14 protein-coding genes are annotated in these 17,675 nt (G+C 32.9%); 8 read left to right on the forward strand and 6 right to left on the reverse strand.

The window, feature by feature from the left end; genetic code table 11:
• Positions 1-26: 26 nt before the first annotated feature.
• Positions 27-1,460: an exodeoxyribonuclease I gene (gene sbcB / locus H3U96_RS00985; RefSeq protein ID WP_086360685.1), complete on the reverse strand. Its 1,434-nt coding sequence runs from the start codon at positions 1,458-1,460 to the stop codon at positions 27-29.
• Positions 1,461-2,328: 868 nt separating this feature from the next.
• On the opposite strand from sbcB, the gene H3U96_RS00990 reads away from it, so the two are divergent.
• Positions 2,329-2,715: a hypothetical protein gene (locus H3U96_RS00990; protein ID WP_086357184.1), complete on the forward strand. Its 387-nt coding sequence runs from the start codon at positions 2,329-2,331 to the stop codon at positions 2,713-2,715.
• A 307-nt stretch (positions 2,716-3,022) separates the two neighbouring features.
• Here the strand turns inward: H3U96_RS00990 and H3U96_RS00995 are convergent, their stop codons facing one another.
• From H3U96_RS00995 to H3U96_RS01005, 3 genes are all read right to left on the reverse strand, one after another.
• Positions 3,023-4,084 carry an alpha/beta fold hydrolase gene (locus H3U96_RS00995; protein ID WP_086360686.1) on the reverse strand — a complete coding sequence of 354 codons (1,062 nt, stop codon included), beginning with the start codon at positions 4,082-4,084 and terminating at the stop codon, positions 3,023-3,025.
• Between the two features lie 226 nt (positions 4,085-4,310).
• Positions 4,311-4,796 carry an SCP2 domain-containing protein gene (locus tag H3U96_RS01000; RefSeq protein WP_086360695.1) on the reverse strand — a complete coding sequence of 162 codons (486 nt, stop codon included), beginning with the start codon at positions 4,794-4,796 and terminating at the stop codon, positions 4,311-4,313.
• Positions 4,797-4,817: 21 nt separating this feature from the next.
• On the reverse strand, positions 4,818-6,446 hold the full coding sequence (locus tag H3U96_RS01005) for a Na+/H+ antiporter (protein ID WP_086319819.1): 1,629 nt from the start codon (positions 6,444-6,446) through the stop codon (positions 4,818-4,820).
• Positions 6,447-6,597: 151 nt separating this feature from the next.
• Between H3U96_RS01005 and recO the strand changes: the two genes are divergently transcribed.
• On the forward strand, positions 6,598-7,290 hold the full coding sequence (gene recO, locus H3U96_RS01010) for a DNA repair protein RecO (protein ID WP_086360687.1): 693 nt from the start codon (positions 6,598-6,600) through the stop codon (positions 7,288-7,290).
• Positions 7,291-7,361: 71 nt separating this feature from the next.
• Here the strand turns inward: recO and H3U96_RS01015 are convergent, their stop codons facing one another.
• Together H3U96_RS01015 and H3U96_RS01020 are read right to left on the reverse strand one after the other, a co-directional pair.
• Positions 7,362-8,084, reverse strand: a complete 723-nt coding sequence (locus H3U96_RS01015) for a hypothetical protein (protein WP_065651134.1) — start codon at positions 8,082-8,084, stop codon at positions 7,362-7,364.
• 121 nt (positions 8,085-8,205) lie between these two features.
• Positions 8,206-9,300, reverse strand: a complete 1,095-nt coding sequence (locus H3U96_RS01020; protein WP_086360688.1) for a GntR family transcriptional regulator — start codon at positions 9,298-9,300, stop codon at positions 8,206-8,208.
• A 252-nt stretch (positions 9,301-9,552) separates the two neighbouring features.
• Between H3U96_RS01020 and H3U96_RS01025 the strand changes: the two genes are divergently transcribed.
• The 6 genes from H3U96_RS01025 to thrS all read left to right on the forward strand — a co-directional run bounded on the left by H3U96_RS01025 (position 9,553) and on the right by thrS (position 17,655).
• Positions 9,553-10,497, forward strand: coding sequence for a sugar ABC transporter substrate-binding protein (locus tag H3U96_RS01025; RefSeq protein ID WP_065578758.1), 945 nt, complete (start codon positions 9,553-9,555; stop codon positions 10,495-10,497).
• Positions 10,498-10,549: 52 nt separating this feature from the next.
• Entirely contained in the window at positions 10,550-12,040 is a 1,491-nt protein-coding gene (locus tag H3U96_RS01030; protein ID WP_198195307.1) for a sugar ABC transporter ATP-binding protein, read from the forward strand.
• A 34-nt stretch (positions 12,041-12,074) separates the two neighbouring features.
• Positions 12,075-13,058: an ABC transporter permease gene (locus H3U96_RS01035; RefSeq protein WP_081298904.1), complete on the forward strand. Its 984-nt coding sequence runs from the start codon at positions 12,075-12,077 to the stop codon at positions 13,056-13,058.
• 61 nt (positions 13,059-13,119) lie between these two features.
• Positions 13,120-14,529 carry a hypothetical protein gene (locus H3U96_RS01040; protein WP_198195308.1) on the forward strand — a complete coding sequence of 470 codons (1,410 nt, stop codon included), beginning with the start codon at positions 13,120-13,122 and terminating at the stop codon, positions 14,527-14,529.
• The gene (locus H3U96_RS01045; protein ID WP_065578755.1) at positions 14,522-15,409 is read left to right on the forward strand and encodes a carbohydrate kinase; all 888 of its coding nucleotides are present in this window, start codon (positions 14,522-14,524) and stop codon (positions 15,407-15,409) included. Before H3U96_RS01040 ends, H3U96_RS01045 begins: the two co-directional genes overlap by 8 nt.
• 320 nt (positions 15,410-15,729) lie before the next feature.
• On the forward strand, positions 15,730-17,655 hold the full coding sequence (gene thrS / locus H3U96_RS01050) for a threonine--tRNA ligase (protein WP_065578754.1): 1,926 nt from the start codon (positions 15,730-15,732) through the stop codon (positions 17,653-17,655).
• Positions 17,656-17,675 lie beyond the last annotated feature (20 nt).

Below are 17,675 nucleotides of genomic sequence, written 5' to 3' on the forward strand. Positions count from 1 at the left end.
ATATATAATACGCCCCTGTTATTTAATTATCCAACTAAATAATGACAATATTGGTAAAGCTGTTTTAATAAAGTAAGTTTTTCCGGTTTCTGTATATAAATTTCTGCAAGTTGTTCAAGTGATTGTAAATAATTTTGTATCTCAATGCTATTGAGTTTATCTCGACAGTGATCTTGCCAAATGAGCTGTTCTTGTTCGGTTAATGTTTGCGGATAATTTCTCGCTTTGTAGCGAAAGAATAATGTGGTTAATCGTGGATCATCAAAAGTGATTGATAAAGTTTCTAATAAATGAATTGGCGTAGTTCTTATAGTTTCACAACGTAATAGGTCTTGACCATTTAAAAATCCACTATAAATTTGCGCATCAACATCACTGTTAACTGGATAATCATTATTGATACTAAATAGCTCACGCATTTTATCCTGTAATTTATTTTGGTTTTGCAGAAGTTTTTGTTGATTAATTAAACATTGTTGTTTATCTAAATTAAAACGTTTTGCGTTATCAGCTAATAATGTGCTTAACGGCGCAATAATTGGACATTTATTTATATGAATCAGTTTTAACGGAATACGCTGCTCGTCTAACTCAAGATCGACTGTTTTGGTGTAAAGTTTTTCCTGAATAGTCTCGACAGGTAAATCAATAATTGAATCAATATCTCCAGCTAGATCACAGACTATAACTGCATTATTTTGCGTTGGATGCCATGCAATAGGGCAGACTAATGACATATTGCCTCTATGGCTACCTAACATTCCTGATACATGAACAATAGGTGTCATATTTACAACGTCAATAAGCTCAGCAACTCTGTTTTTATTACGTAATGTAAAGAAATAATTGAATAACTTTGGTTGGGCTTGTTTGATAAGTTTTGCCATAGCAATAGTAGCATAAACATCTGACATTGCATCATGGGCATGCTCGTGGGTAATATTATTCGCTTTAGTTAAATCTTCTAAACGAAAACTCGGTAAACCAGCATCATTTGTTGGCCAGTTAATACCTTCAGGTCTTAATGCATAACATGCTCTAACGACATCAAGTAGATCCCACCGTGAATTACCATTACGCCAACTATAAGAGTAAGGATCATAAAAATTACGATACAAAATATTGCGAGTCACTTCATCATCAAAGCGGATATTGTTATAACCTAAGATACAAGTATTCGGTCGGTTAAATTCTTGATGGATTAATTTGGTGAATTCAGCTTCACATAAGCCACTTTGATTTGTTTTTTGTGGTGTAATACCAGTGATAAGAACTGCTTCAGGATTGGGTAAATAGTCTTGCGCTATTTGACAATAAATGACTAAGGGTTTTTCAATAATATTAAAATCACTATCTGTTCTAATGCCAGCAAATTGTGCCGGACGATCTAAAGCAGGGTTGATGCCAAAAGTTTCGTAATCATGAAAATAAAAAGTAGGCTGTATTTGATCGTTTTTCATTCCGTTATTTTGCTCTTAAGTTTTCATTTTAATTTCAAGTGATTATATCATTATTTAGTTAATTTTATTTATGAACAATACAGTGATGTAACAATAAAAAAATTTTAATAGTTAATCATTAATGAAAAATCAAGGTAATAATTAAACTGACTTTACGATCAATTACAGAAATTATTTTTGCTAGTTCTACTATTGATAGAAATGATTTTATAGTAAATTTATTTTGAATAATTAATCTTTTAAATTTAATTAATAATATTTCAGTTAATCCTAAATATAAATGTTACACCGTCACAAATTTGATGTTGTCATATTTTATGGAGGGAAGATATGTCAAATAAATTATTAATGAGCTTATTTTTTATACCACATTTTTCATTACCACGTTTGTTAATCTCAGCTCTTGATAATGCTATATTAGTCACCTTGATTTTTTGTTTAACTTATTGTTACAATTAAATTAATTGGTAAAAAAGTCTTTTTGGCTATATTGCATGCTATTAAGTTTACCAGGGTTATCGGAATTAAAATAATTATTTCACTTTAATTCTTATTAATTCGTTATCTAAAAAAAGAGTGATATTATCAGCTTTCTGTTGATGATTATGCTTTTAAGCTAGCTTACATGGAATATAAAACAAATTATTATTTCAGTATTGGTTTTTCGAAATGGATTTCGCAAAAAAAATTATCCTTGTTTTAGCTATTTGTTTCGTGTTTACTGCAAATTGTGATACTAAAAACTGTAATAAAGGTATACCATGCGGTAACTTATGCATCCACCTGAACAATGGGAATGTGATAGAAATCGACAAATAGAAAAATTTCAGGGTAATGACAACAAGTTTATCAGTGAAAAGTGTTAATAATGAAAACAAAAATTATCTTAGTGTTGGTCTTTTTTATTACTGTTATACAAAATGCTTATGGCGTTGCTCAGTATAGAACATTTGTTCCTCGGATTCGTACTTATTCTTTTCATACTTTCCATTCTAGTAGAGGAACGGGCAACGAAACACCGTTAGATAATATTTTTTTAAGTATTTTTATCATTTTCTTTCTTGGTATATTTTTTCTATCAGCAATATCGGTAATTCAAGAGTGTAAAGAAGCTAAAGATAAATTATTAGCAGAAGAGAAAGAAAAGCGTAATGAACTTGAGCGAATAAAATTAGAGGAAGCTAGAGCAATTAAAAAAGCGATGGCTCCTAAAGTCGAAGTGTATAAACTTAAGAAATACAGAAAAAAAAGATAAAACATATTGATCACTAGCGATTTTTTAAGTTCATTTTAGCTAAGTAGTCACTATATGATTTTATACGACATTATGGCTGATAAAGGTAACTTGAGTAAAATCACATTATAATTTATTTAAAATTATCTATAGCAAAATGTATTGTTTGATCTTTCAATAAGACTCATTTGATAAAGTTCAAATGTGATGAAATTTATATTGTTACTTTATTATATCTGTTTTTAAAGAGTTATATTATCTTTGCAATTCTAATCAGAATATTAAAAGTGAATATAGGGATATATTCACTTTTAATCGATGTTTTAATTTAGTAATAGGTGTCGATTTCTTTTAAAAATATTTTTAATTCCTCAATCCAAAGGTTCGCATTCATTGTAGTGCCATGACCACTGGTTTTGTCACTGGCAGGGATAAGATAATATTTGGCTGCTACAATATTTTTCAACGCTTTTTGCATTACACCAGTATTTGGCGGATTTCTTTCATCATCTTCTGAGTTAATAACTAAAATAAACGCCTTGATCTTAGTTAAATCTTGTGTTGGATCAAAGTTTCTTGCGGCATCCCATTGATATAAAAAGTCATTAGTATCCATGCTAACACGTTCTTTTAACTTGTCTGATAATATTTCTTCTGTTTTTGCCGTATTATAGGCTTTATTTTGCCAAGCAATATCGCCACCATTAGTTGCTATATTATAATAATTATAAACAGTTTGAAATTTTTCCGGTTGTTTAGTATAAAAACCATTGTTCCAATCAGGATCATCTTTAATTGAATTGATAAGCATTTTTCTCATAATCCAATTTCGACTAGACATTGGGGCAGGAGTTGCTGCCATTGGAATTGCAGCTGTCATATAGTCGGGATACTTAGTGATCCATAACCAGGTGTTCATGCCCCCCATTGAGTTACCAATAATAAGTTCAAGGTGATTTATGCCTAATCCATTTTTCAAGAGTTGGTATTGAGCATTAACCATGTCATCATAATCATAACGAGGAAAATTTCCTTTTAGTTCGTCAGAAGGTTTTGATGATTTTCCCGTACCAATTGCATCAGGTAATATAATAAAATATTTTTCAGCGTCTAACGGTTTTCCTTTATCAAATAACGCATGCCCGAAACTATCATTAAGCATAGAATTACCATCACCAGTTGTGCCGTGTAAAATTAAGACTGGTTTGCCCTTAGGATTTCCGAGTGTGACATAATGTATTTTTAATTTTTTGATTGTATTACCATCATTAAATCGAAAGTTATTGATAATATAATCACCTTCATTTCTATTGTAAAAATCAGTGCAAAACCCTGGCATAGCGATGATAAAGGAAATAAAAAATAATATTGCTTTTGTTAGATTACTCATAATTGGTTCTCTCCATTATATTTATGCAAAGCTAACATTGTTTTAACGGTAAGAGATGGGGCAGGTAGAGAATAATTAACGAGGTAATGATCCATCGTTAATATGCATATTAATTTAATCAATACCAATTTTTCAATAAAAATAACTACTATTTACTTAAAATAATTGCTATTTAAATAATATCAGTTAATAAAAAAGGGAATTTATTATTCCCTTTTAGTGTGATTCAGTCTTTAGGTGCACTTTCAATAATATCTGCTAATTTTTCCAGTGTTATTCTTAAAAACTTTGGCATAGCTTCTATTTCAATTGAATCCATTAGGTTTTTTACATAAAGACCTAATTCTGTATCACCTTCAACAATTAGTCGACGTTGGAAAAATAGTGTGTCAGGATCTTGTCTTCTAGTCGCAATCATAATCAAATCGTTAGCATTACCAATAAAGCTGACATCAGGAATTTCTTCACGACTCACAACTAGTTTGTTATCAATTAAGCTCACAAACCAAACTAATTGCAGATCTGTTACTTGTATTTTAAGCCAACGATTTTCTAGAAAATCAAGATCACCATCTTCCAGCGAATTTTTGAATTGTAATTGCAATAATTGTTCAATCGTTCGTTTTTTCAAGTCGAAAGGAATACAACGTAAAGTTAAACCTAACACTTGTGGTGCTTTATCGACAAATTGAGAATGAATTTTGCCAAGCAATTGGTGTTTGTTGCCAATCATTTATGCATCTCCAGAAATCATCTTCTCATAAATATCTAAATCTGTATTCAGATGTTCATACGTTTCTTCACTCACTTCATTGCGAATTTTCATTTGAAGTAATGCTGTACGTTCAGCTCCAATTGCCACCAAACGCATACGTCTCTCTAGATTTTCAGCCTCAAGTGCTTTTTGTTCTAAATCTTTAAGTCCTGTTCTACGTCTTAATGAACCAATTACCCGCGATCCGACTTCATGAATAATCTCTTGATCTAAACCTTCTTCTGAGGTTTCTTGTAAAAGACTAGTTTGCATTTTTTCTAGGCTAACGATAGCTTCTTCTGCCATTTGTCCTTTAACAGTTAAAATCTCATTATCTTGTTCGGAATTGTCCAAAATAACACTACCACGTAATAGGATAGGTAATATGATTACAGCTGAAATTAATGATACTAATATAATCCCAGCAGCAATAAATACTAATTGGTAACGACCACCGATAGTCATTGGAATTGATAATACACCAGCTAAAGTAATTGCCCCACGGACACCAGCAAAGGTGGAAATCCAAAGATCACGATTGGTATAGGCTCTGAATGCTAATGGGCGTTTTGTGCCGAAAGGCATTGTTGGCATATGTTTCATTGCCCATAACCATGCGAATCGAGTACCCATTAAGACTACGAAAACAAATAAAACAATCAAACATAATTGCCATAATTCAATTGAAGCATCGGTCTGATTTTCAGTAAAGGTAGTTGATAAGATACTTGGTAATTGAATACCTAATAAAAGGAATACAAAACCATTAAATACGAAGGTTAACATTGACCATGTGCTATCAGATTGTAGACGGGCAGTTAACGGCGCATTTCGCATCATACCAGATTGGTTTACTGTCATACCTGCACTAACAGCAGCTAAAATTCCAGAACAATGACATTCTTCAGCTATGATATAAGCCGCAAATGGTAGTAAGAATAGTAATACTATTTGAATAGCGGGATCATTATGAGTCAGTTGGTTTATCTTACGTAAGATACGTGCATATAACCAAGTGAATAAAACCCCAACCGCAAGTCCACCAACGGCAACAACAAAAAATGAAATACTGATCTGTAGTAGGTTAAATTGCAAAGCACCTGCAGCTATAGCGATGGCAAATTTTAATGAAACAAGGCCAGAAGCATCATTCATTAAGGCTTCCCCTTCAATGATTTCCATTTTTTCTTTTTCAATCCTTCCTTTACCGACGATTCCACTAAGAGCAACGGCATCGGTAGGAGATAGAACGGCAGCTAATGCTAAAGCGGCTGGTAATTCAACATTTGGAAGCATCCAATAAAGTAGATATCCTAGCGCAATAATAGAAATTACGACTAATACCAGTGCTAATCCGACAATTTCTCTAAAATTGTAGACAAAATCTTTCACCGAAGTTTTTCGACCATCAGCAAACAGTAAGGGAGGTATAAATAAAACAAGAAAGAGTTCTGGATCAAATTTCAAATACACACCCAAAGCAGCTAAAAGGCAACCCAATAATATTTGCATTAATGGCAAAGGAATTTGGATCGGCAACATTTTTATAACAACACCAGAAAGTGATACAATTAATACCAGAAGTAATATTGTTGAAAATAGTTCCATAGTTACTCTTTTGTTATTATCCTATAATTAACTATTGATTATATCGGATTTTTAACAAAATTTCAGATTAAAATTGCCTAAATCATACAATTTTTAATCACTCTCTTTTTTTGAATAAAAAAACAAGCGTTTTTATTGACGGATATCATTGATGGAAAATTGGCAAAGAGCATTTGTTCTTCATACGCGTACCTATAGCGAAAGTAGCTTATTAGTTGACTTATTTGTTGAGAATGTAGGAAAAGTAACTATTCTAGCTAAAGGGGCTAGACGTAAAAAATCAGTATTGAAGGGAATTTTACAACCTTTTACGCCATTAATTGTTCAGTATTCAGGTCAAGGAGAAATTAAGAATTTGCGTCAGGTTGAAGCAATATCTCTAACATTACCACTTGTATCAGTTTTTCTGTACAGCGCTTTTTATTTAAATGAACTATTAGATCGAGTCCTATTAGCTGAAACCGAAACTAATACGTTATTTGATGATTATTTGATAAGCTTACAACAATTGGCACAACAAATGTCAGCTGAAAATGTATTGCGTACATTTGAATTGGCATTACTTGAGAATTTAGGTTATCACGTTGATTTTTTTCATTGCAGTGCAACGGGCGATGATATTGTTGAAACCATGCATTATCAATATCAATCAGAAAAAGGTTTTATTAGTAGTTTGCTACAAAATAGTACCAGTTTCACCGGCGAACAGGTGTTAGCTTTGGGAAAAAGAGAGTTTCTAACTATAGATACGCTTAAAGCAGCTAAACGTTTTACTCGAATGGCTTTAAAACCTTATATAGGTTCAAAACCTTTTAAGAGTAGAGAGTTATTTTTGAAAATTTAGTTTTTGATTTCTCTATTCCACCAATGATTATTGGCGGAATAGTTTATTAATTATAATTTACTCGATTAAACTTAGTATCTTGGTGGTTTAGCATATTTGCTATTATAACTATCGGCAGGGAAAGCGTTAGAATTCGGTGATTTCTTATATTGATTACCACTTTCCAATTGGAAAATTGCTGTACCAATCACCCCAATATTGTTCGCTGAACCTTCATCGGTATGATTTGCATAAGCTTTAGATGCTTGTGAAAATGTAAATGAGGCTACTTCACTATCATTTTTTCGGAACCCTTTAATTGATAGCGTACTATACGGTCTTAAAATATAACCATTATTTTTCAATGAACCAGCTTTTCCGTTGATAACATCTAATCCATCAACAGTTGCTACAATTTCATAAGTATTTCTTGAATAATTAACATAATAAAGTTGATAACTTTTACCTTCTTCACCAAGCATATTGATTTCATCATCCTGTTTGAAAAGCGACCATTTGTTATTGTTATCATCAATTATTGACATACCCACATCGCCATTGAGCATGAGTTCTTGAACTTTTTTTCCATGCACAAAAACTTTCTTAGAATAATGAATTACCGCAACGTCTATTGGTGTGTTATTAATGCGATCTAATTTAACTTCACGAACATGAGATTCGACCCCATCGCCCCATTGTGTTCCTATTCCTCTATCATTTGCGGCTTTTGAATTGATTGCTTGTTGACATCCACTTAAAATTAAACTGATTAAGCCAATCATTAATACATTATATATGTTATAAAATTTATTCATTAAGATTTCCTTTTCTAATTATGTTTAGTAATTATATATACAATATTATATATTTGAATATTATATAAATATATATTAATTTTGTTGGCTGTATTTTATCGACTGAATAATGAGTTCTATATTATGCTCCACTTGATGCACGGATAACTAATTCACCATTTACGTATATAGTACGAATTGGTAAGGTTGGATTATTTATCCTTTGAATTAAAGTTTCTACCGCAGTCAAAGCTATACTTGCTAACGGTTGTTTATAAGTAGACAGTGGGGTAGATAGATGACCTGCATAATCAGCATCATCAAAGCTAATGGTAAATAATTTTTGTTTTGGATTTATTCTTTGATTCAATGAGATTAATTGCATTGCCGTAAAGTCATTACCACAAACTACATGTTTAATGTTCAATTTTGCCAATTGATTAATTACTTTTTCATCAATTTGTGGCACTTGAATTATCCAATCGTTAATTTTTGTAATTCCTGCATCATATAGTGCTTGTTTATACCCAATTATTCTTAAAGCAACGGTATTAGCTGAATCACTTTTTGATACAAATGCTATTCGAGTATTTTTCTTTTCAATAAAATAATTTGTGACAACGTAACCTGCGGCAATGTTATCAATACTAACTAAGTCAGCTTTACCTCGAGAAGGGAAAACACAATAGTCTCTCTCTAACAATATACAAGGAATATTGTAGAGTGCCAGATAATCCATTATTCTTTTGTTTATGATATTCGCGTAAGGGTGAAACTCTAAAGGTGTGAAAAATATTCCGTTAATATTATTTTTTGTATAATTAATGATGACTCTTTCTACGTCATTTAAAATAGATTGTATATCCTGACTTTTGGTCAGCATCCCTGCCCATAAAAGAGAAAACTGATAATTATTGGCTAAACTTGCTATCTCAGAATATAAACTGTCAAGAATCATTCTACTTTCATCTTGTTCTAAACGAGGAGCCAATATTCCAAAAATATATTTGCTTACTTGTTGATCTTTAGGGTGTCTAACATAAAACTTACCGCCTTGTTTACCTTCAATATAACCTTCTGTTTTTAATCTTGAAAATACTTTACTGATCGTTGGCCGGGAAGTCTTATATATTGAGCTTAAATCAGATGAAGACGGAAGGGTACTATTACAATCTAAAATTCCACTTTTGATCTGCAATAATATTTCCTGATAAATCTGCTCACTTTTATTTGCCATTATTTTACCTATATAACTTTAATTGAATATAACTAGTATGACATAACCATTAAACTTGATAAATTAAATTTTACAAGTTCTTAAAAAAAGTGACTTTGATATCATAAATAATAAAAAGAAATAGATTAATATTGTTAACCTTGTTGCAGATAATTAGACTGAATTTGCTCAAAATATATTGCAAAATATTTTTGAGTTTTAGTATTTAAGGAAATTATTATTATAAATCATTTGATTATCTGAGGTGGGTTTATGAAAAAATTCATAGCATCGTTTTTAACAATTACATTCTTTCTTTTTACAAGTTGTTTTCAACTTGTAAATGCTGATGATAAAAAACCTATAAAGTTTGCTTTTATCACTTCAACTTTAAACAATTCATTTTTTACAGCAATATCTGATACATTTTCTGAAATCGCCAAACAAAATGGCGATCAATACATTCTTGTCGATCCTCAATATGATCAAGCTAAGCAAATTTCAATGATGGAAGATGTCATTAATCAAAAAGTTGATATTATTTACTTAATCGCCGTTGATTCTGAAGGTATCCGCCAAGGATTATTGGCTGCAAAACAAAAACAGATCCCGGTAGTGGTGATTGATAATCCTATTAGTGATGATGATTTAGTTGTTAGCACTGTGGCTTCAGATAATTTCTTGGCTGGTAAAATTAATGGTGAACAAATGGCTAAAGATTATCCTAATGGCGCTAAAATTGCTGTTATTGATTGTCCTTTCAACCGTGCTAGCGTTTTAAGAGCTGATGGCTTTTATGCCGGATTAGGCGAAAACAGAAGTAAATTTGAAGTCCTTTCTCAACAAAATGGCAAATGTGCTTTAGAGGTCACCATGCCAATTGCCGAGGATATTATTCAAGCTCATCCTGATTTACAAGCATTTTTTGCCGTAAATGATCCTTCTGCTTTAGGTGTTGTCGTTGCATTGAAAGCATCAAATAAACTTAAAAATGTTAAAGTCTATACTGTTGATGGTTCTCCTGACGGTAAAAAAGCATTTAGCGATGGAGATATAACGTTAACAGTCGCCCAAGCACCAATTCAATTAGCTAAAGAAACCTATAAAGTTGGTAAAAAGGTTTTAGCTGGAGAAAGCGTTGCTAAAGAAATATTAGTACCAACTTTTCCAATTACCAAAGAAATGATTGATCAATATGGAGTAAAAGTCTGGCAGTAATCATTGACTTTAATCAAGTTATATCTATTGAAATCAATAAGGTGATATTTATATGGAACAAGTTGCATTACAACTATCTCATATAGAAAAAAAATTTGCTGGTGTCCATGCGTTAAAAGATATGCACTTTAACCTTAAACAATGTGAAGTTCATGGATTGTTGGGCGAAAATGGCGCTGGCAAATCAACCTTAATCAAAATTATTGGCGGCATCTATAAACAAGATGCCGGTGAAATTAAGATTAATGGTAAAACTGAGATAATTAATGGTATTAAAGATGCACAAGCAAGAGGAATTAATGTTATTCATCAGGAGATTGTCTTAGTTCCTTATATTAGTGTATATGAAAATATTTTCTTAGGCCGAGAACCAAGAACACGCATGGGTTTTAAAGATCATCGTCAAATGATCACCAAAGCCAAAATAATGATGGAAAGCATGGGATTAACGATCGATGTGTTACGTCCTGTACATGAGTTAACCATTGCACAACAACAACTTATCGAAATTGTCAAAGCTATTTCATTTAACGTTCGTATCTTGATCATGGATGAGCCTACTTCTTCTTTAACTGATAAAGAAGTTGAGCAGCTTTTTATTATGATTAAAAAACTAACCGAACATAACGTAAGTATCATTTATATTTCTCACCGTATGGATGAGTTATTTACTATCACAGACAGAATAACTGTAATTAGGGATGGTAGTTATATAGATACCGTCAATACTAAACAAACCAATATTGATGAATTAGTCAAATTGATGGTTGGGCGTAACTTAAATAATTATTATCAACGTCACTATCAACAAAATGGAGAACGTTTATTAGAAGTTAAAAATCTTTCGAAAAAAGGAGTATTTAATAACGTTAATTTTCATTTAAAGAAAGGAGAGATTTTAGGTTTTGCCGGTCTTATGGGGGCAGGTAGGAGTGAAATCATGCAAGCAGTTTTTGGCGCAGACCGATATGATAGTGGTGAAATTTATTTTGACAATCAGCTTGTTAAGCTCAAATCGCCGCAAGATGCTATTGATATAGGAATAGCTTTAGTTCCTGAAGATAGAAAAAAACAAGGTCTTATTTTAGGTAATAGTATCGCATTCAATTTAACATTAACAGTATTGAAACAATTTATGCATGGTTGTTTTGTTAATCAACAAAAACAGAAAGATATCATTCAATACTATATTAATAAGCTCAATATAAAAACCCCAGATGCTGACAAAATTGTTGGTCAGCTTAGTGGCGGAAATCAACAAAAAGTTGTGATAGCTAAGTGGCTAGCAACTAAACCGAAAATCATCATTTTAGATGAACCTACTCGGGGAATTGATATTGGTGCTAAAGCCGAAATTTATCAAATCATTGATGAACTTTGTGCAAGTGGCATGGCTATTATTATGATTTCCTCAGAATTACCAGAAATTATCAATATGTGTGATCGTGTTTGTGTTGTTGCGAATGGACAAATTCAAGGTGAATTATCGCAATCAGAATTAACACAGGAAAAAATTATGAAATTAGCAACAGGGAGAGCTTAAAATGGCTAGCCAATCTATGAAACAATCAGATGATATGAGCTATCATCACTCTACAATAACCAATAATATCATTATTAGAAGTTTCAAAAATTTTATTACTAATAATATAGGGATTTTAATTGCGCTTCTATTAATTAGTATCATTTTAAGTTTTGCTAGTCCGGTATTTCTTTCCCAAGAAAATATGCTCTCAGTGTTAAGACAAGTATCCACTAATATGTGTTTAGCGTTAGGAATGACATTGATCATCATATTGGGTGGTATTGATTTATCGGTAGGTTCGATCGTCGCTATGGCGGGTACACTCACAGTTGGATTTATTTCAATCGGTGAAATGAGCATTGTTCCAGCTATTATGCTGGGTTTATTTATTGGTACTTTATGTGGTGCGGCAAATGGTGTCGCTATTGCTTATACAGGTATTCCTCCATTCATCGTTACATTAGCAATGATGATGATCGCTCGTGGCGTAGGTTATATTTATAGTGGTGGTCAATCAATTCGTATTTTTGATGAGGGGTTTACCAGCATAGGTACAGGTTACTTAGGCATGATTCCATATCCAGTTATCTATATGTTGGTATTTATTGTCGTTATGTTGGTGGTAGTTAATCGAACACGTTTAGGTACCTATATTTATGCTCTCGGTGGTAACCGTGAGGCAGCAAGATTATCAGGTATAGCCATTAAACGTGTTGAAATCATTGTATATACCATTGCCGGTTTTTTAGCTGCTTTCGCAGGAATAGTGCTTGCAGCAAGAATGTATTCAGGACAACCATCAGTTGCACAAGGTTATGAAATGGATGCGATAGCCGCTTGTGTACTTGGGGGTATTTCAATGTCAGGTGGAATAGGTCGTATTAGTGGCACTATTTTAGGCGTGATAGTTATCGGCATTATTAACAATGGTTTGAATTTATTGGGGGTTAATTCATTTTGGCAATTAGTTGCAAAAGGCGTAATCATCTTTTTAGCCGTCTATGTCGATATGCTAAAACGCAAGAAAGCAAACTAATTTAGACTAATTTATTTTTAAATGTATGAATAATAGCAAATTTAATTAATAGGACAATAAAATGAAAAAATGTACTTTGATGTTAAATAACCCAGATGGTATTACTCGACATACTGAACCGGTAATCGCGCGTCTTTTTTTCAAAGAACAGCCAATAGATCCGTCTAAATTAAAACTAGTTAATGAACAAGGGAAAGTTATACCACATCAATTGTTTGATATAGTTTATGATGATACCACCGATACACTAATCTCTGCTTGCTCAATCGCCTTTATAGTAACTAATTTAGAGCAGTTAGTTGAAAATTATACTTTGTATCTTGATGAGAAAACGCCTGTAGATAATGCAAATGGCATAAAACAACTAGTGCCTACTTTGAATGATGGTGTAAAAAGACTTGATACAGGTCACTATATTTTAGAATTATGTCGTGGTACTGCAGACGGGACATCATATGGGAAATGGGGTATTCGTTACTTTTCTGCTAAAGCTGAAGGTCGGAATTTGATTAAGGATTGCTCTAATGCTATAGGTGGTTTTTATGGCCCCTTTTTTACTCCAGCCAATGGATTAATTAATCCGCCTGAGCATACCATCGTAGAGTGTGAAACAGAGGTTGAAGGTCCAATTTATTGTCGTTATCGTTTTAATGGTAAAATTCCTAATGGTTTAGATCCAGCTTTGCATGATAAATCATTTTCAATTGTTTGGGAGTTTTTCTATCAGTCACCATGGTTTAGGCGTACTTATCATGTTGATGATTTTGAAACTTCTGTTGATGGTATGCCGGTCATAAATAAGATCACCGTTGGTGATGAGTATGAAAGTGGTAAAAATAATGTGGTATTTTCTCGTTTTGCTAGCTATGGCGGTACATTTTATCGTCAAGGTGATCTTTATGCCAATATTCTAGCTGATGAAGTTAATCGAATTTTATCGCAACCACTAGATCAACTTCCACCAAATGCAAGACTCTATCGAGAGTCCATTGGTGATAATATTAATGCAGTTTCTTGGGATTTCTTCTGGCGCCTATTTTGTGTTAAAGAAGGTATTTTAAGTGATGAAGAAATAAAATCACACGTTAAAACTATTCTGCGTAAAGCTCATCATGTTGTGCATAATAGCGCTCGAAACAAAGAAGTATTATTTGCTAAAGATGTAGATGTTAATAGTGTGCCAGAACAAACGATTTTTCCACTTGCTGCAAATAAAACGGCTGAAATAAATCCCGAATCAGGTTATGCTATGGTTTGGTATACGAGTAATATTGTCGGACGTTATCAAATTGTTCAACGTAAAGATTCCGGTTGGGTTAATTGGGGTACTAATGGTGAAAATGAGTATCCAGAATTACCTACCGGTTCAACGATTTATACTGCATATGGTCAATTTGATGATTGGCAGAAGCAAGCCGATAGTATGGAAAAAAATATTGATGTCAAACAAGGGTTAATCGAAGATGAATGACATAAAGATTGTTGCAATAGGTGAATTTTTATGGGATTGTTTACCTAATGGGAAAAAGATTGGCGGAGCTGCCGCCAACTTTTGTTATCATGCTAAATCAGCTGGAGCAAATGCAATATTAGTTTCAGCAATTGGCGATGACGACAATGGTAGAGAATTACGTGAACAGATTGAAAAACTGCAAATCCCACAACAAATTCAAATATCTGCAAATTATCCAACTGGAACGGTATTAGTTAAATTAGATTCAGCCGGTAAACCCACTTATGATATTGTTAATCCTGTTGCTTGGGATGATATTCAATTAACAGATCAATTATTAGAACTTATTCAGCAAGATGATTTAGATGCAATCTATTTCGGCAGTTTAATTCAACGTAATATACATAATCACGAACTATTGCAAAAGATTGTTAATCATCGATCACAACGAAGCAAAATTATTGTTGATATTAATTTACGTCAAAATCATTATAATAACGCGACTTTACTTTTGTGTATTGAACATGCCAATATCTTAAAGTTAAATGATGAAGAATTACCAATTGTTGCTGATTTATTGAAGATAAAAGCTGATCCGCAAGCGCTTTTCAATTATCTAAATGAACATTATCAACTTGAGTTGTTAATTTATACCTGTGGTAGTGAAGGTAGTCATCTTATTACTAAAAATGAACAGAATCATTGTCCTGCTGAAAAAATCACCCCAATTGATACTGTTGGTGCTGGTGATTCATTTATGGCAATAAGCAGCGTGCTATATTTAAAAGGCAAACAATTACAAGAAATTAATAGTAAAGCCAATCACATCGCTGCATATGTTTGTACTCAAAGCGGCCCGATGCCTATTATACCACAAACATATTTAACCGAATTATAATCTGTTTTGAGACCTAGCTTTTTAATTAGTGAATAATAGCTAGGTCATAACTATTATTTTCATATTCGATTACAACATCGTTTTATTGATTCCTAATCAAAAATAATCACTAAAAAGGCTATTAATAATTAAAAATAGGGTAATGTCTGTTTTTATTCGTTATGAAATCAGGATGTATTTAATCACTAGAGATAAATCTATTTTTAAATCAAGTTCAAGCCTATTTAAAATCCTCATGATAAGTGATAGTATACTCCGTCTATTTATTTATGTACGCATGTGCGCTTTCGTGTGGCGCACCACTGTTATAAGGATTTATTATGCCAATTATTACTCTTCCTGATGGTAGTCAACGTCAATTTGATAAACCTGTTACTGTATTAGAAGTTGCACAAAGTATTGGTGCAGGGCTTGCTAAAGCCTGTATCGCAGGCCGTGTTAATGGTGAACGTAAAGATGCGTGTGATGTTATTGAGCATGACGCAACCTTATCTATTATTACCGCTAAAGATGAAGATGGACTTGAAATTATCCGTCATTCTTGTGCACATTTATTAGGACATGCCATAAAACAATTATGGCCTAATACTCAAATGGCTATCGGGCCTACCATTGATAATGGCTTTTATTATGATGTCGATTTAGATCACTCTTTAACTCAGGAAGATCTTGATGCTTTAGAAAAACGCATGCATGAATTGGCCAAAAAAGATTACCCAGTTAAAAAAGAAGTAGTGAGTTGGGAACGTGCAAGAGAAGTCTTTTGGGAACGTCACGAACCTTATAAAATTGCTATTTTAGATGAAAACATTCCTAAAGATTCTACTCCAGCACTTTATCATCATGAAGAATATATTGATATGTGTCGTGGACCACATGTGCCTAATATGCGTTTTTGTCACCATTTTAAATTACAAAAAGTTGCTGGCGCTTATTGGCGTGGTAATAGTGATAACAAAATGTTACAACGCATCTATGGAACTGCATGGGCAGATAAAAAACAACTCGACAGTTATTTACAATTTTTAGAAGAAGCGGCAAAACGCGATCATCGTAAAATTGGTAAACAACTTGATCTGTATCATATGCAGGAAGAAGCACCAGGTATGGTATTTTGGCATAATGATGGTTGGATTATTTTCCGTGAACTTGAAGTTTTTGTTCGTACCAAACTGAAAGAATATGATTATCAAGAAGTGAAAGGTCCATTTATGATGGATCGTGTACTTTGGGAAAAAACAGGGCATTGGGGCAACTATAAAGAATTAATGTTTGTTACTTCATCAGAAAATCGTGAATACTGCATTAAACCAATGAACTGTCCAGGCCATGTACAGATTTTTAATCAAGGCCTAAAATCATATCGCGATTTACCATTACGTATGGCCGAATTTGGTAGTTGTCATCGTAATGAACCTTCTGGATCTTTGCATGGTTTAATGCGAGTTCGAGGTTTTACTCAAGATGATGCACATATCTTCTGTACTGAAGGGCAAATTCGAAGTGAAGTAAATAATTGTATCAAAATGGTCTATGATACTTATAGTACATTTGGCTTTAAAGATATCACGGTTAAATTATCGACTCGTCCAGAAAAACGTATTGGTAAGGATGAAACTTGGGATTTAGCAGAAAAAGATTTAGCTGAATGTTTGCAAGAAAATGGCATTGAATTTGAATATTTACCTGGTGAAGGGGCATTCTATGGTCCAAAAATTGAATTTACTTTACATGATTGCTTAGGTCGAGCATGGCAATGTGGTACAGTTCAACTTGACTTTATGTTACCAGAGCGATTAGATGCAACTTATGTTGGTGAAGATAATGAACGTCATGTTCCTGTTATGATTCACCGAGCTATACTTGGTTCAATGGAACGCTTCATGGGCATATTGACCGAAGATTGTGCTGGATTCTTCCCAACTTGGTTGGCACCATTACAAGTAGCGGTTATTAATATCACTGATAATCAAGCCGATTATGCCAAACAATTAACCGAGCAACTACAAAAAGTTGGCATTAGAGCAAAAGCGGACTTGAGAAATGAGAAAATAGGGTTTAAAATTCGTGAGCATACTCTAAAACGCGTTCCTTATATGTTTGTCTGTGGAGACAAAGAGATAGAATCAGGAACAATTTCAGTTCGAACTCGCCAAGGTAAAGATCTTGGTAGCTTTGAAGTGAAACATGTTATAGAATTATTGCTTAATGAAATTCATAGTCGTTCATTAGAACAAATGAATTAATGATAAATTAATTTGGAGGA

The organism is Gilliamella sp. M0364, assembly GCF_016100565.1.
GTDB classification, from domain to species: domain Bacteria; phylum Pseudomonadota; class Gammaproteobacteria; order Enterobacterales; family Orbaceae; genus Gilliamella; species Gilliamella apis.

Coding starts and splice junctions, on each gene's coding strand:
- sbcB (WP_086360685.1), bottom strand. CDS start 1,460: ATGAAAAACGATCAAATACAGCCTACTTTTTATTTTCATGATTACGAA.
- H3U96_RS00990 (WP_086357184.1), top strand. CDS start 2,329: ATGAAAACAAAAATTATCTTAGTGTTGGTCTTTTTTATTACTGTTATA.
- H3U96_RS00995 (WP_086360686.1), bottom strand. CDS start 4,084: ATGAGTAATCTAACAAAAGCAATATTATTTTTTATTTCCTTTATCATC.
- H3U96_RS01005 (WP_086319819.1), bottom strand. CDS start 6,446: ATGGAACTATTTTCAACAATATTACTTCTGGTATTAATTGTATCACTT.
- recO (WP_086360687.1), top strand. CDS start 6,598: ATGGAAAATTGGCAAAGAGCATTTGTTCTTCATACGCGTACCTATAGC.
- H3U96_RS01015 (WP_065651134.1), bottom strand. CDS start 8,084: ATGAATAAATTTTATAACATATATAATGTATTAATGATTGGCTTAATC.
- H3U96_RS01020 (WP_086360688.1), bottom strand. CDS start 9,300: ATGGCAAATAAAAGTGAGCAGATTTATCAGGAAATATTATTGCAGATC.
- H3U96_RS01025 (WP_065578758.1), top strand. CDS start 9,553: ATGAAAAAATTCATAGCATCGTTTTTAACAATTACATTCTTTCTTTTT.
- H3U96_RS01030 (WP_198195307.1), top strand. CDS start 10,550: ATGGAACAAGTTGCATTACAACTATCTCATATAGAAAAAAAATTTGCT.
- H3U96_RS01035 (WP_081298904.1), top strand. CDS start 12,075: ATGAGCTATCATCACTCTACAATAACCAATAATATCATTATTAGAAGT.
- H3U96_RS01040 (WP_198195308.1), top strand. CDS start 13,120: ATGAAAAAATGTACTTTGATGTTAAATAACCCAGATGGTATTACTCGA.
- H3U96_RS01045 (WP_065578755.1), top strand. CDS start 14,522: ATGAATGACATAAAGATTGTTGCAATAGGTGAATTTTTATGGGATTGT.
- thrS (WP_065578754.1), top strand. CDS start 15,730: ATGCCAATTATTACTCTTCCTGATGGTAGTCAACGTCAATTTGATAAA.